Source organism: Tissierellales bacterium, from assembly GCA_025210965.1.
GTDB lineage: Bacteria > Bacillota > Clostridia > Tissierellales > JAOAQY01 > JAOAQY01.
Map to the genome: position 1 here is coordinate 1 of JAOAQY010000170.1, position 23597 is coordinate 23597.

Annotated in this window: 26 protein-coding genes, 2 pseudogenes, 1 riboswitch and 1 other annotated feature; of the genes and pseudogenes, 24 read left to right on the plus strand and 4 right to left on the minus strand. The window is 35.0% G+C overall.

All coding sequences use genetic code 11. The features are described 5' to 3' along the window. The 15 genes and pseudogenes from N4A40_12050 to N4A40_12120 form a co-directional block, all read left to right on the plus strand. A partial coding sequence (locus tag N4A40_12050) for a PilZ domain-containing protein (protein MCT4662587.1) occupies positions 1 to 324 on the plus strand: 324 nt, incomplete at its 5' end. 157 nt (positions 325 to 481) lie between these two features. After that, positions 482 to 1114, plus strand: a complete 633-nt coding sequence (locus N4A40_12055) for a 50S ribosomal protein L25 (GenBank protein MCT4662588.1) — start codon at positions 482 to 484, stop codon at positions 1112 to 1114. A gap of 103 nt (positions 1115 to 1217) precedes the next feature. Then, a complete protein-coding gene (locus N4A40_12060) occupies positions 1218 to 1385 on the plus strand; it encodes a hypothetical protein (protein MCT4662589.1) in 168 nt (55 codons plus the stop codon). Positions 1386 to 1405: 20 nt separating this feature from the next. Beyond that, positions 1406 to 2248: a fumarate hydratase gene (locus N4A40_12065; GenBank protein ID MCT4662590.1), complete on the plus strand. Its 843-nt coding sequence runs from the start codon at positions 1406 to 1408 to the stop codon at positions 2246 to 2248. Positions 2249 to 2260: 12 nt separating this feature from the next. Next, positions 2261 to 2791: a Fe-S-containing hydro-lyase gene (locus N4A40_12070; protein MCT4662591.1), complete on the plus strand. Its 531-nt coding sequence runs from the start codon at positions 2261 to 2263 to the stop codon at positions 2789 to 2791. Between the two features lie 13 nt (positions 2792 to 2804). After that, on the plus strand, positions 2805 to 3338 hold the full coding sequence (locus N4A40_12075; GenBank protein MCT4662592.1) for a hypothetical protein: 534 nt from the start codon (positions 2805 to 2807) through the stop codon (positions 3336 to 3338). Continuing rightward, positions 3328 to 4746 (plus strand): aminotransferase class I/II-fold pyridoxal phosphate-dependent enzyme, encoded by a 1419-nt coding sequence (locus N4A40_12080; GenBank protein ID MCT4662593.1) that lies wholly within the window; start codon positions 3328 to 3330, stop codon positions 4744 to 4746. Before N4A40_12075 ends, N4A40_12080 begins: the two co-directional genes overlap by 11 nt. A gap of 4 nt (positions 4747 to 4750) precedes the next feature. Further along, positions 4751 to 5368 carry a dTMP kinase gene (gene tmk, locus N4A40_12085; protein ID MCT4662594.1) on the plus strand — a complete coding sequence of 206 codons (618 nt, stop codon included), beginning with the start codon at positions 4751 to 4753 and terminating at the stop codon, positions 5366 to 5368. 94 nt (positions 5369 to 5462) lie between these two features. Next, positions 5463 to 5792, plus strand: a complete 330-nt coding sequence (locus N4A40_12090; GenBank protein ID MCT4662595.1) for a cyclic-di-AMP receptor — start codon at positions 5463 to 5465, stop codon at positions 5790 to 5792. Positions 5793 to 5927: 135 nt separating this feature from the next. After that, complete coding sequence (gene holB / locus N4A40_12095) at positions 5928 to 6902, plus strand: DNA polymerase III subunit delta' (GenBank protein ID MCT4662596.1); 975 nt, start codon at positions 5928 to 5930, stop codon at positions 6900 to 6902. 2 nt (positions 6903 to 6904) lie between these two features. Beyond that, a pseudogene (locus N4A40_12100) lies at positions 6905 to 7663 on the plus strand (stage 0 sporulation family protein). 586 nt (positions 7664 to 8249) lie between these two features. Continuing rightward, the gene (locus tag N4A40_12105; protein MCT4662597.1) at positions 8250 to 8420 is read left to right on the plus strand and encodes a 4Fe-4S binding protein; all 171 of its coding nucleotides are present in this window, start codon (positions 8250 to 8252) and stop codon (positions 8418 to 8420) included. 105 nt (positions 8421 to 8525) lie between these two features. Then, positions 8526 to 9284, plus strand: a complete 759-nt coding sequence (locus N4A40_12110; GenBank protein ID MCT4662598.1) for a tRNA1(Val) (adenine(37)-N6)-methyltransferase — start codon at positions 8526 to 8528, stop codon at positions 9282 to 9284. Beyond that, complete coding sequence (gene rsmI, locus N4A40_12115; protein MCT4662599.1) at positions 9284 to 10120, plus strand: 16S rRNA (cytidine(1402)-2'-O)-methyltransferase; 837 nt, start codon at positions 9284 to 9286, stop codon at positions 10118 to 10120. Before N4A40_12110 ends, rsmI begins: the two co-directional genes overlap by 1 nt. A 219-nt stretch (positions 10121 to 10339) precedes the next feature. Further along, positions 10340 to 10585, plus strand: a complete 246-nt coding sequence (locus N4A40_12120) for an AbrB/MazE/SpoVT family DNA-binding domain-containing protein (protein MCT4662600.1) — start codon at positions 10340 to 10342, stop codon at positions 10583 to 10585. A 235-nt stretch (positions 10586 to 10820) separates the two neighbouring features. Here N4A40_12120 and thiC read toward each other — a convergent pair whose 3' ends face one another. The 3 genes and pseudogenes from thiC to thiW all read right to left on the minus strand — a co-directional run bounded on the left by thiC (position 10821) and on the right by thiW (position 13941). Further along, positions 10821 to 12125, minus strand: coding sequence for a phosphomethylpyrimidine synthase ThiC (gene thiC, locus N4A40_12125; protein MCT4662601.1), 1305 nt, complete (start codon positions 12123 to 12125; stop codon positions 10821 to 10823). Positions 12126 to 12152: 27 nt separating this feature from the next. Beyond that, positions 12153 to 13430: pseudogene (gene purF, locus N4A40_12130) on the minus strand (amidophosphoribosyltransferase). A 13-nt stretch (positions 13431 to 13443) separates the two neighbouring features. Beyond that, positions 13444 to 13941, minus strand: coding sequence for an energy coupling factor transporter S component ThiW (gene thiW, locus N4A40_12135; protein MCT4662602.1), 498 nt, complete (start codon positions 13939 to 13941; stop codon positions 13444 to 13446). A gap of 126 nt (positions 13942 to 14067) precedes the next feature. Then, positions 14068 to 14177: riboswitch (TPP riboswitch) on the minus strand. 134 nt (positions 14178 to 14311) lie between these two features. Then, positions 14312 to 14548, plus strand: a binding site (T-box leader). Between the two features lie 76 nt (positions 14549 to 14624). On the opposite strand from thiW, the gene metG reads away from it, so the two are divergent. The 8 genes from metG (at position 14625) to N4A40_12175 (ending at position 22184) form a co-directional block, all read left to right on the plus strand. Continuing rightward, positions 14625 to 16571 carry a methionine--tRNA ligase gene (metG, locus tag N4A40_12140; protein ID MCT4662603.1) on the plus strand — a complete coding sequence of 649 codons (1947 nt, stop codon included), beginning with the start codon at positions 14625 to 14627 and terminating at the stop codon, positions 16569 to 16571. Between the two features lie 132 nt (positions 16572 to 16703). Beyond that, positions 16704 to 17213 (plus strand): hypothetical protein, encoded by a 510-nt coding sequence (locus tag N4A40_12145; GenBank protein MCT4662604.1) that lies wholly within the window; start codon positions 16704 to 16706, stop codon positions 17211 to 17213. Between the two features lie 13 nt (positions 17214 to 17226). After that, positions 17227 to 18000 carry a TatD family hydrolase gene (locus N4A40_12150; protein ID MCT4662605.1) on the plus strand — a complete coding sequence of 258 codons (774 nt, stop codon included), beginning with the start codon at positions 17227 to 17229 and terminating at the stop codon, positions 17998 to 18000. Positions 18001 to 18083: 83 nt separating this feature from the next. Then, positions 18084 to 18623, plus strand: coding sequence for a ribonuclease M5 (gene rnmV, locus N4A40_12155; protein MCT4662606.1), 540 nt, complete (start codon positions 18084 to 18086; stop codon positions 18621 to 18623). After that, positions 18616 to 19482, plus strand: coding sequence for a 16S rRNA (adenine(1518)-N(6)/adenine(1519)-N(6))-dimethyltransferase RsmA (rsmA, locus tag N4A40_12160; protein ID MCT4662607.1), 867 nt, complete (start codon positions 18616 to 18618; stop codon positions 19480 to 19482). The genes rnmV and rsmA overlap by 8 nt, the downstream gene beginning before the upstream one ends. 81 nt (positions 19483 to 19563) lie before the next feature. After that, positions 19564 to 19791: a glutaredoxin family protein gene (locus N4A40_12165; protein ID MCT4662608.1), complete on the plus strand. Its 228-nt coding sequence runs from the start codon at positions 19564 to 19566 to the stop codon at positions 19789 to 19791. Between the two features lie 67 nt (positions 19792 to 19858). Beyond that, the gene (locus tag N4A40_12170) at positions 19859 to 20092 is read left to right on the plus strand and encodes a glutaredoxin family protein (protein ID MCT4662609.1); all 234 of its coding nucleotides are present in this window, start codon (positions 19859 to 19861) and stop codon (positions 20090 to 20092) included. Positions 20093 to 20456: 364 nt separating this feature from the next. Beyond that, entirely contained in the window at positions 20457 to 22184 is a 1728-nt protein-coding gene (locus tag N4A40_12175; protein ID MCT4662610.1) for a peptide ABC transporter substrate-binding protein, read from the plus strand. Between the two features lie 178 nt (positions 22185 to 22362). Here N4A40_12175 and N4A40_12180 read toward each other — a convergent pair whose 3' ends face one another. Further along, a complete protein-coding gene (locus tag N4A40_12180; protein MCT4662611.1) occupies positions 22363 to 22545 on the minus strand; it encodes a DUF1858 domain-containing protein in 183 nt (60 codons plus the stop codon). 377 nt (positions 22546 to 22922) lie between these two features. Between N4A40_12180 and N4A40_12185 the strand changes: the two genes are divergently transcribed. Continuing rightward, a partial coding sequence (locus tag N4A40_12185) for a cation diffusion facilitator family transporter (GenBank protein ID MCT4662612.1) occupies positions 22923 to 23597 on the plus strand: 675 nt, incomplete at its 3' end.

A 23597-nucleotide genomic window follows, 5' to 3' on the forward strand; every position in this document is an offset into this window, starting at 1 on the left:
AAAATAAATTGCTATCATTTATTTGAAAATGAAAAAAGATATGATTTGAAATCACCTTTTGCATTTGTTGTTAAGGATTTATCTATAGGTGGAATGGGGATACTTACGCACTATCCCCTAAAAGTTGGTCAAGTACTAAGCTTTCACTATACATTTTATCACATGCCATATCAATTGATGGGTAAAGTGGTTTGGGTAAGGTATTTAGGTGGAACTTGTAAAGCTGGGCTTGAATTTATAGCGACGCCAAATAATTTAATTTTAGAGATTAAAGCATTTTTGAAAAATACCACATCTGAACTTGAGGAAAACTGGTCAAAGTAAAAAATGCATTTATTTGATATGATTTTTATTTTTGTTTAAAATAGGAAAAATAGGGTAAAATTTACCTTAGTGAAGGCGGCATAGTACTAGTGCCTTCTACAATTGAGGTTAAACTCGAAGTTTCAATGTATACCATAACTATAGAGGGGGAATTCAAATGGCAGCAACAAGAACTTTAAGCGCCGAAAACCGACTAGAGATAGGTAAGACTCAAGCATCAAAATTGAGGAGAAAAGGTTTAATTCCAGCAGTAGTCTATGGACACAACAAAGAAACACAAAACATAAGCGTAGACAATAAGGAATTTGTTAAGTATTTGCACAGAAGTGGAGAATCTAGCATTGTAGGAATTAAATTGGGAGATGAAAGAATACAATCTATTGTAAAAGAAGTACAATATCATCCAATTTCAGAAGATGTACTACATGTTGATTTTCAGCGTCTTGAGGAGAATGAAAAAATCAAATTAGCTATTCCAATTAAATTTGATCATATGGATATTCTTCAAGGATCTACAGCTGTTATGGCACATCCATTGGATGAAATAGAAATTCAATGTATGCCAAGGCATATTCCAGAACATTCGATTCACATCGATGTCAAATCATTAAAAATGGGAGATACAATTCATGTTTCAGACCTAGAACTTTTTAAAGATGAAAATATAGAAGTTTTAGATGACGCAGATCGCGTAGTCGCATCACTTTCAGATGTAAAAGAAATGAAAGTTGAGACTGAGACAGAAGAGGACGGCCCTATTTATGAAAGTCAAGCTAGTATATTAAGTTAGCCTCAATTAAAAGCCATTCCTTTTGGGATGGCTTTTAAAATACTTTAATATTGTGATACAATATTGAAGTAAACAAATGATTTATAAAGCGAGGGGATTTTGTATGAATTACATTATTGCAATAGCAGTTTTGGTAAGTTTTTTATTTTTAGCAGCATATGGATTGTTAGATATTTTAAAACAGCGAAAAGAAACAAAAAAAGAACTTGAATTTATAAATCGAAGTCCAGAAGAAAATAGAGAAAAAATAAGGATTATTTCAAAAAGATAAGTCTTTTAAAGGAGCGAAAAATGAGGAAGATAAATAGTGAATTGATTGTTCAAGCTGTAAAAAAACTATGCATAGATGTAAATACCAAATTGCCAGATACAACATATGGAAGATTAAAAGAATGTTTGGGAGAAGAGACATCGGAAGTAGGAAAATCTATATTGGGACAATTACTTGAAAATGCTGATTTAGCTAAGAAAAACAGTGACCCAATTTGCCAAGACACTGGAATGGCAGTGTTCTTTGTCACATTAGGACAAGAAGTGATCATTGAAGGTATGACATTAGAAGAAGCTATAAATGAAGGTGTCAGAAGAGGATATGGTGAAGGATATCTTAGAAAATCAATAGTAAAAGACCCAATTGATAGAATAAATACAAATGACAATACTCCCGCTATAATACATATAAAAACCGAAGCTGGAGATAAATTGACTATTGAATTTGCGCCTAAAGGATTTGGAAGTGAGAATATGGGTGCTTTAAAAATGCTCAAGCCATCTGATGGATTAGAAGGAGTTAGAAATTTTGTTATAGAGACAGTTAAAAATGCAGGTCCTAATCCATGCCCACCTATAGTTGTCGGAGTTGGCATAGGTGGAACTATGGAAAAAGCTTGTGAAATAGCTAAGAGAGCACTACTTAGAGAGATAAATACTCCATCTGAAAATGATAGATGGGCTGAAGTTGAAAAAGAACTTTTGTCAGATATAAATGATTTAGACATTGGTCCACAAGGGCTAGGAGGTAAAACCACAGCTTTGGCAGTTCATATCGAAACATATCCAACGCATATAGCGGGATTACCCATAGCAGTAAATATAAATTGCCATGCGGCTAGACATGGGAAAATAATATTGTAAGGAGACTTGGATATGGCAGATTATTATGAAACACTACCACTAAGTGATGAATTTATAGAAAAATTAATGCCAGGAGATAGATTGTATTTAAGCGGAATAATATATACAGGACGAGACGCAGCGCACAAGAGAATGGTTGAATCATTAGACAGCGGCGAAGAATTGCCGTTTGATTTAGATAAGGCAAGCATATATTATGTAGGGCCTTGTCCAGCTAAACCAGGAGAAGTAATAGGATCTTGTGGCCCTACAACGAGTTATAGAATGGATGACTATACTCCAAAGTTATTAGATGAAGGGCTTCAAATAATGATAGGAAAGGGACTTAGAAGTCAAATAGTTATAGATTCAATGATAAAGAATAAAGCTTTATATTTAGCAGCAGTTGGAGGAGCAGGAGCTCTTATAAAGCACACTATAGTAGAGGCTGAGCTCATAGCTTATGAGGATTTAGGTGCTGAGGCAGTTAGGAGACTAAAAGTAAAGGATTTTCCTACAATAGTTGCAATTGATGCTAAGGGAAATAGTTTATACGAAAGATAGAAGGAGAAAAAATATGTTAAGACGTTTAGTAGAATACGAGGTAAAAAAAACCAAACCACTTTGGTTTATAATATTTTGGACGTTTATATATGTCATAATTATGAATGTGCTTATAACTGAAACCAATGTATTGATAGAAGAATTTAGACACCCAGTAGCGATTGCTATATTAGCGATATTTGGAATATTGTATATAATAATTATGCTAAGTGGTTTTTCGCACTATGTTTACAATCTAATAGAAGATGAATTTGTCATAGAAAAAAAGATAGGTAAAAGAAGCAAAAAAATGTTAAAGATAAATATAGATGAAATCATAGAAATAAAATCATATATGGAAGCAAGAGCAGAAGGTGAAACACTCTATACATATAAATTCATGAGTGATAGAGAGTATAAAAAAGCATATATTTGTAAATTTAATAGAGAAGATAAGGTATTGTCATTTGTATTTAAGCCAAGCGAAAGACTCAGAGGAATACTTGAAGATAAAAGATATTCAAATGGTAGATACAAGATAAATAGGAGCATATACCATGAAGAATAATTATATAGAAAAAAGTTTAGATGCTTATTCAAATGAAGTAGAAAAAAGGTATCATATGCCAGGTCATAAAGCAGCGTTTGCTTGGGAGCCACTGGAAAACGCTTTAAAATACGATGTAACCGAAGTTGATGGCACGGACAACCTAATGCATCCCGAAGGCGCAATTAAGCTCTTTATGGATGAAATGACAGGGTTTTATAAAACAAAAAGAACATATATTTCTGTAAATGGAAGCACAGGGGCGCTGATGGCTGCTATATCTACTGTTTGCGATAGAGGTGATAAAGTTATAGTCCAGAGAGATGCGCATAAGTCTATATACAATGCTATAGGGTTATTGGATTTAAAAACTACGTATGTATATCCCAAAATAGATTCTAATTGGAGAGTACCAATGGGTGTAGATGTTGAGGAAATATCGTCAGCCATAAAAAGCAATATTGAAGCTAAAGCATTGATATTGACACATCCAAACTATTATGGATTTGGTCAAAATTTAGACGAGATAGTAAAGCTAGCACATGAAGCAGGTTTATATGTCATAATAGACGAAGCGCACGGCGCACACTTACCATTTTATGAGCAAGAAAATATAAAATCAGCACTTGATTCAAATGCAGACTTAGTAGTACAGAGCTATCACAAAACACTTCCAGCGCTTACACAAACTGCTGTTTTGCATTTAAATACAGATAAAATAGATCATAAGAAATTGGAAAAGAAATTGTTTACATTTCAAACGACAAGCCCGTCGTATTTGCTAATGAACTCAATGGAATATGCATTTGAGTTTATGAGAGATGATGGAGCAGAATTGTTAGAGATACTAGGGGACAAGATTGATAGCTTGTCAGAAAGATTGCAGAAAATAGATGGGTGCGAAATATATAATATAAAAAGCACGAATAAAAATATAGAAAACACAAAGGATTTCACTAAATTATTAATAAGTGTAGAAGGATATTCAGGATACGAATTGGAGAAAATACTTAGGAATAACTATAAGATACAAGTCGAAATGGCTGATTTTAAATGCGTAGTGTTGATATTAACTGTAGCAGATACAATTAGTGATTTAGAAAGATTTTATGAAATAGTGGAGAAGATATGCAAGGATAGACCGGAACATAGTGTTATAAAAAATATTGCCTGCAATGTAAGACCAGAGGTTAAAATGACTGTGGCGGAAGCATTTAGCGCAGCTTGCAAAAATGTCAGACTAAAAAAAGCTAGCGGAGAAATTGCTGCAAATTTTGTTATACCCTATCCTCCAGGAACTCCAATAGTGGTACCTGGAGAGTTAATAGATGACGAGGTGATTTGCTGTATAGAGCATTTGATAGAAGCAGGTCATGAAATACTCGGAGTAGATGACGGATATATTGACATAATAATAGAGAGGATGTAGGAATGTGGGAGGATTATTTATAGTAATAGAGGGTCCAGATGCTTGCGGAAAAACAACGCAAATAGAGATGCTACGAAGATACTTAGAAGAAAACAACAAAGAAATAATAATGACTAGGGAACCAGGCGGCACGGAAATAAGCGAAAAGATAAGATCTCTCGTATTAGATCCAATAAATGAAAATATGGCCAAAGAAACAGAGGCACTGCTGTATGCGGCTAGTAGAGCGCAGCATTATGTAGAAAAAATACGACCTGCGTTAGAGCAGGGAAAGGTAGTTATTTGCGATAGATTTGTTCATTCAAGTTTAGTTTATCAGGGATTTGCTAGAGGACTTGGGGTAGAAAGAGTAAAAGAGATAAATGACTTTGCACTTTCAGGATATCTTCCAGATTTGATATTATATTTTGATATTGATTATGAAACTGCGTGTAAGAGGTTAGAAGGACGTGGCGAACTTGACAGACTTGAAAGAGCAGGAGAAGAATTTCACAGATCTATTTACAAGGGTTATGAAGAGGTTTTTGCTAAATACGATCAGAATGTTCAAATCATTGATTCGCGAGAAGATATAGAGACTGTATTTGAAAGCGTAAAAAAAGTGTTGGAAAATTATCTTTAAATAGAGGGTAGTATTGGTATTTAGTGATTAAAGACTAACTACTAAAGACTAACTACTAAAGACTAACTACTAAATAAAAAGAGGAGGCGTTTTTATGAAATTAGTTGTGGCAATAGTTCAAGACGAAGATGCAGTTAAGCTAGTTGAAGCACTTGGTGAAAATAAATTTGGTGTAACTAAATTAGCAACAACGGGAGGGTTTTTGAAAGCTGGAAATACGACGCTCATAATTGGAACTCCGAAGGAAAAAGTTGATGATGTATTAGCTATAATCGAAGAAAATTGCAAATCAAGGACAAAAATGACTACAGCAAACACTGGAACACCTTGGCCAAATGGAGCTTATGTTCCATATCCGATAGAGGTCACAATAGGTGGAGCTACTATTTTTGTAATTGATGTAGAGCAATTTAAGAAGATATAGAAGAGCAATTTGAATGTGATATAGTACAAAGAGATAATTATAAAGATGTGAAAACTGAAAAGAAGTGAGATATGCAAAGAGAAGAGAACAAAATTAGAAGTAAAAAGCTGAGAAGTTACAGTTGGGAGATAAGAGATGGAGAATAGAATTGTTGGTCATGAGACTTTAATCAATCATTTTATTGATATGATAGGGAGCAAAAAGTTGTCACATGGATATTTGTTTAAGGGACCAGCTGGTTTGGGAAAGAAATTGACGGCTAGATATTTGGCTAAAGTGCTATTGTGTGAAAATAGTGATACAGAGCCATGTGGGAGTTGTGATAGTTGTATGCAATTTGATAGTGGAAATCACCCTGATTTTTTTGAGCATGTTCCAGATGGAAGTAGGTTTAAGAGGGAGCAGATTGATTTAATTCAAAAGGAAATGAGCGTGAGACCATTTGGCGACAAGAAGGTATTTATTTTAGAGTCAGCTGATAATATGACAATACAGGCTCAGAATACATTTTTGAAGACACTAGAAGAACCACCAGAATACGTTGTTATATTTATGGTTGCAACAAATGCACAAAGGTTATTGCCAACTATTTTATCAAGATGTCAGGAGATAGCATTTTACCCTATAGAGCAGAGCGATATAGAAGAGTATTTGGTTGAAAAATATAAAATAGAGGTAAGTAGGGCTAGACTCTTGAGCTCATATTCCAATGGAATAATAGGAAAGGCAGTTCTATTTGCAACAGATGACTCATTTGAAGATCGAAGAGCACATATATTAAATTTGATAGATGAGGTTCTAGGTGGAACACTCTTGATGGTTTTAAAGATGAGTAATGAGCTTCAAGACAAAAAATCAGAAATTAATGATATAATAGAATTGTTTAGAATTTATTTTAGAGATTTGCTAATAGTAAAAATGACAGGTACGGTAGATCAGATTATAAATTCAGATTATAAAGAAATTCTATACAAACAGTCACAAAGGGTAAGCAGAGATGGTTTGTTCAAAATTATCGATGCTATAGAAGCTCTCGACAAAGATTTAAAATACAATATAAACTATACAGCAGCAATAGATCAATTGCTTTTAACCATGCAGGAGGTGTAAAAATGAGTACAGTAGTAGGAATTCGTTTTAAAAAGGCTGGGAAAATATATTATTTTGACCCAAAAGAGTTTGATATAAAAGCCGGTGAAGATGCTATAGTGGAAACGGCTAGAGGTGTAGAATTTGGACACGTAATGGTTGGACGTAAGGAAATAAGCGAAGAGGATATAGTTGCGCCTCTTAAGGAAGTTATAAGAATAGCTACAGATGAAGATAGAGCACATCATTTAGAGAATAAGCAAAAAGCTAAGGAAGCATTTGAAGTTTGCCTAGAAAAGATAGAACACCATGAATTAGACATGAAATTGATTGATGTGGAGTACACGTTTGACAACAATAAGGTTATATTCTATTTTACCGCTGATGGTAGAGTTGACTTTAGAGAACTAGTTAAAGACCTAGCATCTGTATTTAGAACTAGAATAGAGCTAAGACAGATTGGAGTTAGAGATGAGGCAAAAATGATTGGTGGGTACGGCAGTTGTGGTAGACCACTTTGCTGTAGTACATTTTTGGGAGATTTTGCACCAGTATCTATTAAAATGGCTAAACAGCAAGGATTGTCTCTCAATCCATCTAAAATTTCCGGAGTATGCGGCAGATTGATGTGCTGCTTAAATTACGAAGAAGAGACTTATAAAGAGTGTAAAAAATGCCTTCCAAAACAAGGACAGAGAGTTCAAACAGAATTTGGAGAAGGTATGGTAATTGATGTAAATGTACTTACTCAAAAAGTGAAAGTAAGAGTTAGAAATGAAGATGACATAATGCAGGTAATGACATTAAATGCTAGTGAGCTGAAAAAAGAATCCTGCTGTGCATCTAGAAAAGAAGAAATGATGGCAGATTTAAAGGATGCGAGTGTACTTGTAAATGCAGATGCAAAGGAAGAGCCAGTGAGTGAAGAGGAGAAAAAACTTTTAAAAGAACTTGATAAAGAGTTTGCTCCACAAAAAAAGGAAAAGCCAAGACGCAAGAATAACAACAATAGAAATCAGAGAAATAATGCTAAACCTAGAGGCGATAAAGATAAGAAAAATGTAGCTAAGAAAGATAATGACGGTGATAACCGAAAAAGCTCTGAAAATAAAAAGAAAAATTATTACAAAAAGAAAATAAATAAGAAAACCAATGAAAAAGATCAAAATGCACAAAATAAACCAAATGCAAAGAAGCAAGATAAAAAGCCATTTGTGAAAAAGAAAAGGGATTCTAAAAATCAAGATAACAGTGAAAAGTGATAAATATTATTGATTGATAGGTATTATTTTTTCATTAAAAACTCTTTCAATCTCATCTCAATAGTGGTATTATTATGTCAAGATAAGATTGAAGGAGGTGGCTTGAATGGCTTACAAAATTTCAGATGCATGTATCAGCTGTGGTGCTTGTGAAGCAGAATGTCCAGTAGGAGCAATTACTGAGGGCGAAGGTCAATACGTTATTGACGGTGGCGCTTGTGTAGATTGCGGCGCATGTGCTGGTGTATGTCCAGTTGACGCTCCACAACCAGAATAATTTTAGAATTTGGGGAACTGTTGGGAATACCTAACAGTTCTTTTTTTTGTTTGAAATTTCATATATAATTAAGAGTACATAGAATTTTGAAAGTGGGGTAGTTAGATGACGGATTTATGTCGTGATTATGAGAGAGTTGATGATTTACAGCTAAAGGGATTGAAATTAATCCAGAATCCAAACTGGTTTTGTTTTGGAATAGATGCGGTGTTGTTGGCAAATTATGCTGAGGTAAAAAAAGGTGCTAGAGTGGTGGATTTAGGAACAGGAACAGGAATAGTACCAGCTATTATATATGGAAAGAGAAATCCTAAGGAAATTATAGGAGTAGAAGTTCAAAGTGACGTAGCGGATATGGCGAGACGAAGTGTTCAATTGAATGAAGCGGAAGATGTAATAAAAATAGCTCAAATGAATTTAAAAGAGGCCCCAGAAAAACTAGGAAAGGCAGGATTTGATGTTGTAACTACGAATCCGCCATATATGCCTGCTGGAAAAGGTATAGTAAATCCAGATGATCAAAAGGCCATATCGCGTCATGAGATATTGTGCGACTTAGAGGATGTCATCAGAGTAGCCTCGGAACTTTTAAATACTAGTGGAAAGTTTTTCATGGTTCATAGACCACTTAGACTGGTCGATATGCTTATTCTTATGAGAAAATACGATTTAGAGCCAAAGACTATACAATTTATACATCCAAAACTAGGAAAACAACCTAATCTAATGCTTATAAAAGCTATAAAAAAAGGAGCTTCTGAATTAAAGATTCAAGAGCCACTTTATGTTTATGATCAAGATGGAAATTATACAAAAGAGATTCACGAAATTTATGGTGAACTTTGGGAAGCGAGGGAAAAATAGTGGAAATAGGAACACTTTATATTTGTCCGACACCAATTGGAAATCTAGAGGATATCACAATTAGAACGATAAATACATTAAAATCAGTAGATTTAATAGCTGCGGAAGATACTAGACATACACTTAAGCTTTTGAATCATTTCGAGATAAAAAAACCGCTTTTTAGTTATCACGAACACAACAAAATAGAAAAAGGTCCAGTATTAATAGATAAATTGTTAAGTGGTGTAAATATAGCGCAGGTTTCTGATGCTGGTATGCCAGGGATATCTGACCCTGGAGAGGATTTAATCGCACTTGCCATAGAAGCTGGAATAGAAGTTGTAGGTCTTCCAGGAGCATCGGCATCGGTATTAGCGCTTATAGTATCAGGACTTCCAACTAGAAGATTTGTATTTGAAGGTTTTTTGCCAAAGAAAAAGCAAGAGAGAAAAGAAAGACTTGAGTTTTTGAAAAAAGAGCAGAGAACGCTCATATTTTACGAAGCACCTCATAGATTGAAGACGTTCTTGAAAGAGGTATACAAAGTTTTTGGAGATAGAAATATAACACTTTGTAGGGAACTTACTAAAACATATGAAGAAAAATTGCGTCTGACATTAAAAACGGCAATTGAGTATTACGATGAAATAGACCCTCGCGGGGAGTATGTAATAGTGCTAGAGGGAACAAGTGAAGTATATGAAGAGAAAAATCCTGTAGATGATCTTTCAATAGTAGAAGCAGTAAAATATCATATGGAGAGTGGTATTTCGAAAAAAGAAGCCATAAAAAAGGTCGCTAAATCTAGAAGTCTATCCAAGAACGAAGTTTATCAGGAAGTTTTAGATTTATAAAAAATCGAAAAAAATTTATAAAAATATCAAAAAAATGTTTTTATCGAATTCAATCGGGTATAATTCTACTAGCCATTTCAATTAAAGGAAATTATTTCATTATTAGGGGATTTTTTTAGAGAGAAGGGGATAATTTCTAGAAAATGACGGAACTTTCCTGCTTTGAGCAGTATGAGTACGATCAAGGCTTTGGAAGCACTATCTATAGGAGGTGGATTCATGAAGTCAACGGGTATAGTAAGAAAAGTAGACGAATTAGGACGTGTCGTAATTCCGATTGAATTGAGGAGAACACTGGAGATTGCAGAAAAAGATTCTTTAGAAATTTATGTAGACGGAGAGCAAATTATTCTAAAGAAATATGCACCAGCTTGTATATTCTGCGGACAGGCCAAGAATGTTTCCCAATTTAAAGGGAAAAATATCTGCCCTGCTTGTATGAAAGCAATTAAAAAAGAAAAGTAAAAAACAAGTGAAAAGTTATGGGTATTATAAGTGAAGATTGAGATGCCTAAACTTAAAAGGGAAAATTAAAACTCGGCCTTTAGGCCGAGTTTTTTCATATATTAGTTAGCATTTTTACTTCAAATGCAATACTAGCTTTTGATAACTATTTTGTTAATTGTTTTATTAAATATTGCTTTTACAGTTATAATACCAGAGAATCCCGTTGGAGTTTCAGATACATTTGTAAGCTATGTTAGAGTATCCCTACATCTTCTCCATTTAAAACCTTTTTGATATTTCTCATAGGGCACATTTTACCACACATAGAGCAAGAATTTTCGTCTTCAGGTATAGAAGAAGCTCTGTATTCTTTTGCTTTTTCTGGATCAAGAGCTAGTTCAAACATTTTATTCCAATCCAAATTTTTTCTTGCCTCACTCATTTCATAGTCCCATAGATCTGCGTTTGGAGTTTTCTTGCATAAATCACCAGCGTGGGCAGCAATTTTTGAAGCCATTATACCTTCTTTCATGTCATCAATTGTTGGCAGACGTAAATGCTCAGCAGGTGTTACATAGCAGAGGAAATCAGCACCAGAGGCTGCTGCAATAGCACCACCGATAGCTCCTGTAATATGATCGTATCCTGGAGCTACATCAGTTACGATAGGTCCTAATACATAAAAAGGTGCACCGTGGCAAAGTTTCTTTTCAAGAGCCATATTCATTTTTACTTCATCAAGTTTCATATGACCTGGTCCCTCAATTATTACTTGAACATTTTTCTCCCAAGCACGCTTAGTTAATTCGCCAAGAGTTATAAGTTCTTCTATTTGACTAGCGTCAGTTGAGTCTGCAATACAACCTGGTCTACAAGCATCACCTAAACTAAGAGTTACATCATGGGCTGCACAAATATCTAATAACTCATCGTAATATTCATAGAATGGATTTTCAGCATCGTGCAATAGCATCCATGCAAACATAAGAGATCCACCTCTAGATACAATGTTTGTGAGTCTTGGATTGTCTTTAAATCTCTGCGCTGTTTTCTTGTTCATACCTACGTGTATAGTAACAAAATCAACTCCATCTAGAGCATGTTTCTCAACTACTTTCAAGAAATCCTCTGATTTTATATCTTTAAGTTCTTTTTCATAAAAACCTAGAGCGTCGTATACAGGAACTGTACCAATCATAGCAGGGCTCATATCTACTAATCTCTTTCTAAATTCTTCAGTCTTACCATAATTACTAAGATCCATTATAGCTTCAGCTTTTAATTCTATAGCTTTTTGAGCTTTTTCAAGTTCAGCATCTATATCGTATGCGTCTTTAGATATTCCAAGATTGACATTTATCTTAGTTCTAAGACCTTCACCTACGGCTTCTGGTTCGAGATTAGAGTGATGAATATTAGCTGGAAGAGCAATAGTTCCTTTGGCAATTCTCTCCATTAAAATATTTTCATCGATACCTTCTTTTTTAGCTACTTTTTGCATTTCTAAAGTCACGATACCTTTTTTAGCAGCATCCATTTGAGTTGTGTAATTTCTCATCATTAAATCCCCCTTAAAATTTGAATTAAAACATTTTTTACAAAGCTGATTAGAACCAGCAATATTATTTAAATCATTTATATCTAAAAACCCAAGAGCATCAGCACCTAGAGAAATTTTTATCTCATCTAGTGATTTGTTATAAGCTAGCAGCTCATCATGAGTTTTAGTATCTATACCAAGATAACAAGGTGAAGTTATCGGTGGCGATGCCAATAGAAAATATACATTTTTAGCGCCACATGATTTCAAAGATTCAATCATGTATTTAGAGGTATTTCCTCTCACAAGAGAATCATCAACAAGTACTACATTTTTGTTTGAAACATTGTATTTAAGAACATTTAATTTTAGTTTTAGCCTTTTCTTTCTAATATTGGATTCAGGTTCTATAAATGTTCTGCCCATATAGTGATTTTTGATAAAACCATCTACAAATGGAAATTTAGAGCCACTAGCATAACCCATTGCAGCAGGTATACCAGAATCAGGAGCGCCAATTACGATATCAGCATCTGGAAAATTAAATTTTCTCGACAATTCAATTCCAGAATTGAATCGAAATTCGTGTACGCATTTATTATTAATGATGCTGTCAGCTCTTGAAAAATATATATACTCAAAAGCACAAAGTTCTTCGTCTATTTTTGTGTTTGACGATTTATAACTTTTTAAGCCATGTGAATTTATTTCTACTATTTCTCCTGGTTCTATCATTCTAATAAATTTTCCGCCCATAGATTCTATGGCGCAGCTTTCAGAAGCGAGTATCCAGATAGAATCATTTATAGATCCAAGAACTAGAGGTCTTATACCTCTAGGATCGCGCATACCAATCAATCTATCGCTGGTCATAAATACAAAAGCATAACTGCCATCTAGCTCAGAATCAAAAGATCTAAATGCATTTGCCCAATTATTAGAGTCGTAATGCTCGAGTATACGGACGGCCTCAAGAGTATCTACATCACCTAGTGTGCTAACTTTCAGATGCCCATTGTGAGCGAGTGCAAATTTATTCGAACTAGAGAGCAGTGGACCTAGAGCACTTTTATTTAGATTAGGTGAAGTGCTATAGCGTAGATGACCTATTGAAATATTACCTGATATATTAAAGTCTGACGAAAAAAGATTAGAACATAAACCTAGTCTGTGACTGCTTTTAAGACCTCTGTTATCAGACCAAACGATTCCAGCACCTTCTTGACCTCTATGCTGGAGAGATTGTAGTCCATCGTATAAAAGTGGTTTTAAATCCATGTTGTTTTTGGAAAATATACCGAGTACGCCGCAGTATTCTTCCATTTTGTCACTAGATCTATACACTTGAGTTGCTACTTCTTAGTTGTTTGACAAAAGCAGAGCTTCTCATCATTATAAATGCTATTAGAGAACCTCCTAGCGTACTTATGAAAAATGGTACTACAAAGAAAAATGCACCCGCAGAACTACCCATGAACAATTTAGCAATGGGAAATGCCAACAATCCTCCCAAAAGTCCAGTGCCTATAAGTTCGCCAATACAGGCAAGCTCTTGCCTTTTGAATTTGGAGTACAAAATTCCAGCCAGAAGTGCACCTATCATACTTCCCGGAAAAGCAAGCAATGATCCTGTGCCCATAAAATTTCTCAAAAGAGAGATCATAAATGCATTTAAAACAGCATAGATTGGGCCTAGAAAAACGGCAGACAAAATATTTAAAGTGTGTTGTAATGGGAAACAGCGCGAAACGCCAATCGGAATTACAATGAGATGGCCAAGTAGAGTGCCCATCGCAATGAATATAGAAGATAGTGTTAATTTGCGGATATTCATAAAAAAATCGCCTCCTAGATTTATATTGTGATTGAATCTACCAGACGACTGTGTTTTAGTTCTTTATTCGAAGATGCAATTTAAAAATAAAAAGCGCAATCCCCAAATAAGGAATTGCGCGAAAAAACACAAATAGTACAACTTCCCTACGCTGGCATGATCCAGATCAGGTTAAGGGTCAAAGAATGGAGTTCTTTATCTCAGCCGCCCAGTATGCGACCCCCCTAGCTTGAAAAATTGAAAAGAAAAACTTCTCAAAATTTATTAAATTTTCAATCTAAGTGTAACATCTTATGAGACTAAAAGCAACCTAGAAATCAAGATTGACAAAATTACAGCTCTCGTATATAATCAAAACATTCAAAGAAATATAAATGTATTGATGGGAAGAGTAAATCTAGGATGTGTGAGAAGAGAGCTGGAGTAGGTGGAAGCTGGCGACATGAGAATAGATTGAAGATGGCCCCTGAACAGCTTGATTGAAATGAAGTAGGTCAAGACGGCAGCAACCGTTATAAAAGCAAGGTTTTGAATGAAACCTACCGAGGTATAAAGTGTGAATTTTATACAAAATTAGAGTGGTAACGCGACTATCTTCGCCTCTATTGATTAGAGGGCGGAGTTTTTTTATGCCAAAAATATATGAACTTATAAAATATAAAAGTCAAATAGGAGGATTTCAAATGAGTGAAAAAAAGAAATTTTATGTAACAACACCGCTTTATTATCCAAGTGGCAATCTACATATAGGACATACCTATACAACAGTTGCAGCAGATGCACTAGCTAGATTTAAAAGAGTTATGGGCTACGATGTGGAGTTTTTGACAGGTAGTGATGAGCACGGTCAAAAAATAGAAACAGTAGCAAATGAAAAGGGAGTAACTCCAAAGGAATATGTAGATGGTATAGTTGCAGATATCCACAAATTATGGGACACAATGGAGATTAGCCACAGTATCTACATTAGAACTACAGATGACTATCACGAAGAAGCAGTGAAAAAAATATTTGAGAGAATGTACAATCAAGGAGATATATACAAGGGAAAATATGAAGGTCACTATTGTACGCCATGTGAAGCATTTTGGAGAGATACACAACTAGTAGATGGAAAATGTCCTGATTGTGGTAGACCAGTTGAGTGGGCAGAAGAAGAGGCTTACTTCTTTAAACTCTCAAAATACCAGGATAGACTTTTAGATTTACTTCAAAACAATCCAGAATTTTTAGAGCCAGCATCTAGAGCTAATGAAATGATAAACAACTTTTTGAAGCCAGGGCTTGAAGATTTGTGCGTATCTAGAACTTCATTTAGCTGGGGCGTACAAGTACCATTTGATCCAAAACATGTTGTATACGTTTGGTTAGATGCACTATGTAACTATATCACAGCACTTGGATATACATCAGATGACGATGGTAAATTCAAGGAGTATTGGCCAGCAGATGTTCACTTAGTTGGTAAAGAAATAGTTAGATTCCACACTTTGATTTGGCCAGCATTTTTGATGGCATTAGACCTTCCACTTCCAAAGAAAGTATTCGGACATGGCTGGATTCTTTTTGACAATGACAAAATGAGTAAGTCTAAGGGTAATGTGATGTATCCAGAGCCACTTATAGAGCTTTATGGTGTAGATGCACTTAAATACTTCTTGCTTAGAGAGTTCTCATTCGGTTCAGACGGGTCATTTACTAAAGAGAAGTTTATTGGCAGACTTAATTCTGACCTAGCAAATGACTTAGGAAACTTAGTTAGTAGAACGGCAGCTATGGTAGTTAAGTACAATGATGGAATACTTCCAAATGCAGATGTGAAAACTGATTTTGATGATTCGCTAGCAGAATTAGTAACTGCTGTACCAGCTAAGATGGAAGAAAAAATGAACCACTTGAATTTCAGTGAGGCGTTGGAAGAAATTTGGAGAGCTATTAGCAGAACAAATAAATATATAGATGAGACTGAACCTTGGCTACTAGCTAAAGACGAAGCAAACAAAGGCAAATTAGATACAGTACTCTATAATTTATCAGAGTCTATCAGAATAATATCTGTTCTTATAAGACCATTTATGGAGAAGACTTCTAATGCTATTTGGGAACAATTCAGCATAGAAGAGGGAGAATTATCTAATTGGGAAAACTTGTCTAAATGGGGAGTTTTAAAAGGCGGAGTAAAGGTAACTAAAGGTGCAGTAATGTTCCCTAGATTAGATGTCAAAGAGGAAATTGATAGAATAGATGAAGTAAACTCAGCATTAAATGAAGAGAGAAATGGAAAAGTGAAAAAACTTGACCACAAAGAAGAGATCACAATAGATGATTTTGACAAAATGGAACTTAGAGTTGCGGAAGTTGTAGAAGCGAAAAAACATCCAAAGGCAGATAAGCTTTTAGTATTGCAGCTTAAAGTTGGGCCAGAAACTAGACAGGTAGTATCAGGTATAGCTAAGCACTACAAACCAGAAGATTTAGTTGGAAAAAAAGTTGTACTTGTTGCGAATCTTAAGCCTATAAAACTTAGAGGAATAGAGTCACATGGTATGATATTAGCTGCAAGTGATGAAGAAGGATTTACACTTGCATCGACACTTGAAGATATAGAGAGCGGAGCAGCAATTAGCTAGTCGTTTTTATTGCAAAAACCCCTTTAATCTGTTAATCTTAATTTAGAAGAAAAGCAGATTGAAGGGGCTTTTTCAGATGTGACAAAATTTAAATTAGTCTGCATGGACTAAGTGAAAGGATGAGCAAAAGATATGATGTATGCATTTGCCATATTGGCAGCTATTATAATCGTTACAGTAGGTAAAAATGCTATTCGTTACATGATGACTAGATCAAAAGTGGGAGAGCTTTTGTACAAGGCAAAACATCCTAGAAAGATTATGGGAATAATTACTGTAACATTGAGTGTTATGTGGGTATTTATTTTTGCAATGGCAATTATTCAAAAGCAATACAACGAATATTTACTATTGTATGTATTTTGGTTTGTATGGGTTGTAGATTTGAGTTTTAAGAATACTCATGGACTTAGAATTTGTGAGAATGGAATTCAGATGTATCAAGATTTTATAAGCTGGGAAGAGTTCAAATCAGCTACTTGGGAAAAAAATCGTAAGGGAAATCATTATTTTGTCAGACTAGAATACATCAGAGATATGGGCATAGAGAAAAAGCTTGCTAAGTATATGGAAGTTGGAGAAGAAGACAAAAAAGAGGTTGAAAAATACCTTAGAAAACACGGTAAAAACAGGAATCAATAAGGAGAAGAAAAAGATGTATATAGATACACATTGTCACTTAGATAGTGAAAAGTACGACGAAGATAGAGCACAAGTCATAGAATCATTAAAAGATGCGGGAATAGATTATGTTATAAATCCAGGTTGCAATATGGAATCATCAAAAAAATCTATAAGACTTGCTAGAGACAACGATATCATCTATGCAGCGGTAGGAGTACATCCACACGATGCAAATGAGTTAGAAGAGGATGAATCAAGGTTTGATGAACTCAAACGATTAGCAGGTGAAGGAAAAGTAGTTGCGATAGGAGAAATTGGACTTGATTACCACTATGATTTTTCACCAAGAAAAGTGCAAAAGAAGTGGTTTGAAAAGCAGGTAAAACTTGCAAAAGAATTAAACATTCCTATTATAGTTCATGATAGAGAAGCGCATCAAGATACATTTGAAATAATTGCAAGGGAAGCTGCAGATGGCAATCTTAGAGGTGTGATTCACTCGTTTTCAGGAAGTCTAGAGATGGCAAATGAGTATATCAAAATGGGATTTTTCATAGGACTTGGAGGAGTTGTTACATTTAAGAATGCTAAAAAACCAAAGGAAGTTGCTGAAAATATAGATTTAGAGTATTTGTTGGTTGAAACAGATGGTCCTTATCTGACACCAGAGCCAAATAGAGGCAAGCGAAATAATCCGGCATATGTGAGACATACAGCGAATTATATAGCAAATTTAAGGGGAATGTCGCCCGAAAAATTGGCAGAAATTACTACGGAAAATGCTAAGAGATTGTTTGGAATATAGTTGTTTTATAACTCCGTGCGGAAAGCCCACTTCTTTAGGTGTTGGGAGTTTCAGTTATATGTTAGTAAAAGAAGGTGAAATAGTTGATTAAAGAGATAATTGTTGTAGAAGGCAAAGATGACGTTGCTGCTGTAAAGCGTGCAGTAGATGCAGAATTGATAATAACTCACGGATTTGGTTTTCCAAAGGATTTGATCGATAGAGTGAGAGAAGCGCAAAAGCGAAGAGGGGTAATAATTTTTACAGATCCTGATTATGCAGGGGAAACTATTCGAAAGAAATTGTCAGCAAAGGTAAAGGGTTGTAAGCATGCATTTTTACCTAGAGAACTAGCTACAAAAGACGACAATATTGGTATTGAAAATGCTAGTCCAGAAGCGATACGTGCAGCATTAGAGTCGGTAAGAGAAGAGACAGATGATAGAAAAGAATTTAATATGAGTGATTTGTACAAATACGGGCTAGTAGGTAGTCAAAAGGCTCAATTAGATAGAGATAAACTTGGTAAAATGTTGGGAATAGGATATGGAAATGCAAAGCAGTTTTTAAAACGTCTCAATCACTATGGTGTCAGTCGTAGTGAGTTTGAAGAGGCAATAGAAAGGTTGGGAATAAATGAGTAAATTAACATCGCCTCAGGGGATAAGAGAAGTAATGGAGGCTTTTGACTTTAGATTTTCTAAAGGACTTGGGCAAAATTTCTTGATAAGTGATACAGTACTAGATGAAATAGTGGAGGGTTCTGAGATAACAAAAGACGACTATGTGCTTGAAATAGGCCCAGGTTTTGGAACACTTACACAGGCACTTTGTGAAAGCGCTGGTAAGGTGGTTTCTGTAGAAATCGACAAAAGGCTTAGAGAGGTACTTTATTGCACACTTCAGGGGTATGATAATTTCACTTTGATTGAGGGAGATATACTCAAAATCGATCTACATGAACTGGTTAAAAGAGAGTTCGAAGGCAAAAAAATTAAAGTTGCTGCAAATTTACCTTATTATATAACATCACCTATAGTAATGATGTTTTTGGAGTCAGGTATAGATTTGGACAAAGTTACTGTTATGGTTCAAAAGGAAGTTGCTGAGAGAATGCAGGCAAAACCAGGTACTAAGGCATATGGAGCACTTTCTGTTGCAGTTCAATACTATTCTAATCCTAAAATAGTGAGTATAGTTGGAAAAGAATTATTCATGCCAGCGCCAAAGGTTGATTCAGCGGTTATATGTTTGGACTTATACGATGAAAAACCAGTTAAAGTGAAAGATGAAGCTTTGTTTTTTGCGGTTGTAAAAGCTGCATTTGGAATGAGAAGAAAGACACTCTTAAATGCATTAGCTGGTGGGATGAGCCTTGGAAAAGACCTAGTAAGAGAAGCTCTTGAAAATGCAGATATAGATGCGAAAAGAAGAGGAGAGACTCTTAGTTTATTAGAATTTGCAAATTTAGCAGATGCTTTTTGGGCTATAAAAAATAGCTAAACGATAGATTTAAAAAAATATTCTCGGGTATAAATTAGTCGAATAAGTAAATTTAATGAAACAACTCGAGGAGGCGAAAGAATGAAAAATATAACTATATTCACATCTAGTACTTGTCCATATTGTATATCGGCGAAGGACTATTTTAAACATAAAAATATTCCGTTTGAAGAGAAGAACGTTAGTACGGACCCTAGCGCGAGAAAAGAACTCATGGCGAAAGGATATATGGGAGTGCCAGTTATCATAATAGATGGAGAAGAACTTATAGGATTTGATGAAGAAAGATTGAATAAGATATTAGATTAGACTTGACACGCATACCCCCTTAGGGTATAATGGACTCAACTTAAAGAACTCAAGGGAGGTTTATAACATGGATAAAGTTATTGTATACTCAAGCAACACTTGCCCACATTGTACTACAGCTAAGCAGTACCTAACAGAAAAGGGAATTGCTTATGAAGAAAAAAATGTAGGAACGGATATGGAAGCGAGAAAAGAACTCATGGCGAAAGGATACATGGGAGTGCCAGTTTTAATTATCGGAGACGAAGAAATTGTTGGTTTTGATAAAGAGAAAATCGACAAAGCTATAGAAGGTAAATAATCAGCACAATTAGAAGTTCATATGCAAGGTTCAAATAAATTTTTGAACCTTGCTATTTTTTTTGAGTTTTTTTGATACGCTAAGAACAATACTGAAGTCGTGTAAGTGTTGAATTAACTAGCACACAAAACGAAGATTACGACTATGTAATAAATGCGATTATAATATGACGAAACCTTAATAGAACAAAAATAAACTTTTTGCATGGGTAGGGTGTCTATAAAGTAGGAGATGACGAAAAAGACGCAATTTCGTTTCCGAAACACAATACAATGCAAAGAAAAATTTCATCAGCTTAAAAACCATGTGAAAAAATCGGTATAAGCTGTTTCGAGATTTTCATTAATTTGAGGGAGGGGTTTACATGAAAAAGAAGATCACATCGATCTTGTTAGCAGCAGCTATGGTATCGACTATGTTTTTATCAGCGTGTGGCGGCAGCACACCAACAGAGCCAACTAATAGCGATGCAGAAAAAACAGAAGTAACAGCGGAGGTTCCAAATAGTGATGAGGGTGGAAATAAACTTGCTGCAGAGCAGCTTTTAAGAATCAATTTAAGTTCTGAGCCACCAAGTTTAGATCCAGGAACATCTACAGATACAGTATCAACAAAGGTACTTAATTCATGCTACGATGGTTTAGTTAGAATTAACAAAGACGGAGAAGCTAACCCAGGTTCAGGAATCGCAGAGAGCTGGGAGCTATCAGAAGACTTATTAACATACACATTTAAATTGAGAGATGCAAAATGGAGCGATGGTTCAGCAGTAACAGCTGAAGATTTCGAGTATTCTTGGAAGAGAGTATTAGATCCAAACACAGCTTCACAATATGCATTCTTCTTATACTATATTGAAGGCGCAGAAGCTTACAACAAAGGCGAAGGTTCAGCTGATGATGTAGCAATTAAAGCTATCGATGAAAAGACATTAGAAGTTAAGCTTGCAAGACCAACTGCATATTTCCCAAGTTTAACAGCAAGACCAACTTATTTCCCACTTAAAAAAGAAGCTATCGAGAAATCGGGAGATGCTTATGGTGCAAGCATTGACAACATGGTATTCAATGGACCATTTAAGTTAGTAGAGTGGAATCACGAGCAAAACTTAGCTCTTGAGAAAAATGAAAACTACTGGGATGCTGAAACAGTTAAGCTTGCTAGAATTGAAGCTGACATGATCGGTGACAAAAATACACCAGTAAACTTATTTGAAACTAATGAATTAGATGCTATGTTGGTTTCTTCAGAATTCTTACCTAAGTACAGAGATGCTGAAGGATTCAAATCATTTACATTAGCAGGAAACTGGTATTTACAATGTAATATGCAAAATGAATTCATGGCAAACAAAAATATTAGAAAAGCGCTTTCAATGGCACTTAACAGAAAAGGTTTTGTTGAAGGTATTCTTCACAATAACGGAGCTAGAATTGCACCAGGTTTAGTACCTTACGGTATGCCAGGAAAGAAATCAGAAGGTGGCGATTTCAGATCACAATCTCCACTTAAAGATCCAGTGGATGCAGGTACAGGACAAGAAGCAATTGCAAAAGCAGCAGAATTATTTGAAGCAGGATTAGCAGAATTAGGAAAAACTAAAGAAGATTTCGAAGCAAACGTAAACTATTTAACTGGGGATTCAGATGCTGCTAAGAAAATAGCACAAGCTATCCAACAAATGTGGAAACAAGCTCTTGGCGTTGAAATCTCTATCGAATCTACAACATTTAAAGTAAGACTTGATAAAGAGAGAAAAGGCGACTACGCAATCAGTTTCTCAGGATGGTCTGGAGACTATAACGATGCTATGACATTTGCTGAAATGTGGGTAACTGATGGACCTTATAACAGAGTTTATTGGTCAAATGCTGAGTACGATGCATTAATAGACAAAGCTCAAACTACAGTTGGTGACGAAAGAATCCAAGCTATGCTTGATGCAGAGTTATTATTAGCAGAAGACGAGCCTATTATCATGATCTACTACCCAGCAAGAAACGTTATTGATAAACCATACGTTCATGACATTTACAGATTCCCTGTTGCTCTTGAAGAAGAGTACAAGTGGGCTTATATTTCAGAACACTAAAATTAAACTACCAAAGCCGTTATCTCGCATAAAATTGTGAGATAACGGCTTTTTTTGAGCAAATAAGTTACCTTAGGGTGGTGCCTGGCACCACCCTAAGGTAACTTATTTGAAAAATTAAAATAAAAACCCTTAGATATCAAAATCTAAGGGTTTAAACGCTATTTTCTATCTAGGACTATGCATTAAGAGCAGCTAATAATTCTTCGATATCCATACCGTGAACTATTGCAGCTTCAGCAAGAGTCTCCATTTGAGCTGATGGACAACCTACACAACCCATACCAAACTGCATTAAAACAGCTGCTTTTTCTGGTTGTTCTCTAAGTAATTGACCGATTGTTGTATCTTTTGTAAACATGGGAATTCCTCCTTTAAATTCTTAAAAAATCAAAAATTCTTAAATATAGAATCTTATCTATAGTATACCCTATGACCGTATAAGAATTCAAGAAAAACTATGCTAAAAAATTCTATTAATTAATACTCATGTATTAGAAGCTGAGACTGACATGGCTTATGTTTTAACCCAATTTACAAATGCAGTTTTTTTTTGAAAAACAACAATAAAGAAGGGTATCATGAATACGAGAATTATAATCAAGTGAAAATGAAGACCAATGTTATTTTGTTCAAAAGCATTTACATATGCGATTAAATGGATATAATACAAATAGAGCTAATCAAAAACAAGTATTTGAAAAACCGATGCATAGATATATCAAAAAGGAGAAGAAAATGGAAAGATACGAAGAAGGGAAAAAAGTACTTTGGCTTAGTATATTATTAAATTTTGTACTTACTGTACTTAAAATAGGTGTGGGGATAATAGGATCATCACAGGCAATACTAGCAGATGGTATACATACATTGACAGATGTGGCTAGTTCTATTGGACTCATATTTGGGCTACACGTAGCAGCTAAACCAGAAGATAAAGAGCATCCTTATGGACATGAAAAAGCAGAATCAATAGCTACATTTTTACTCTCTATCATACTGATAGCGGTGGGATTAAATATAGGATATGGAGCAATAAAGAGCCTTATAGCAGGAACAGAAGGTGTCCCTAGTATATGGGCTGTATACGTTGCCATACTATCTATAATAATAAAGGAAATGCAGTTTCAGCTAAGTTATAGAAAGGGAAAGGCAATAAAGAGTGATGCACTTATAGCAGATGCATGGCATCATAGATCAGATGCACTTTCATCTATAGGAGCTCTTATTGGAGTAGTTGGTGCTAGATTTGGATTTGCCGCAGCTGACCCAATCGCAGGGGCGGTGGTGTCACTTATAGTTATAAAAGTGGGATTAGAAATATTTTTCAAGACCTACAATGAACTCATGGATATGTCTATAGACGAAGAAAAAATATCTGAGATAAAAATGAGAATAAAATCACATGGAAGA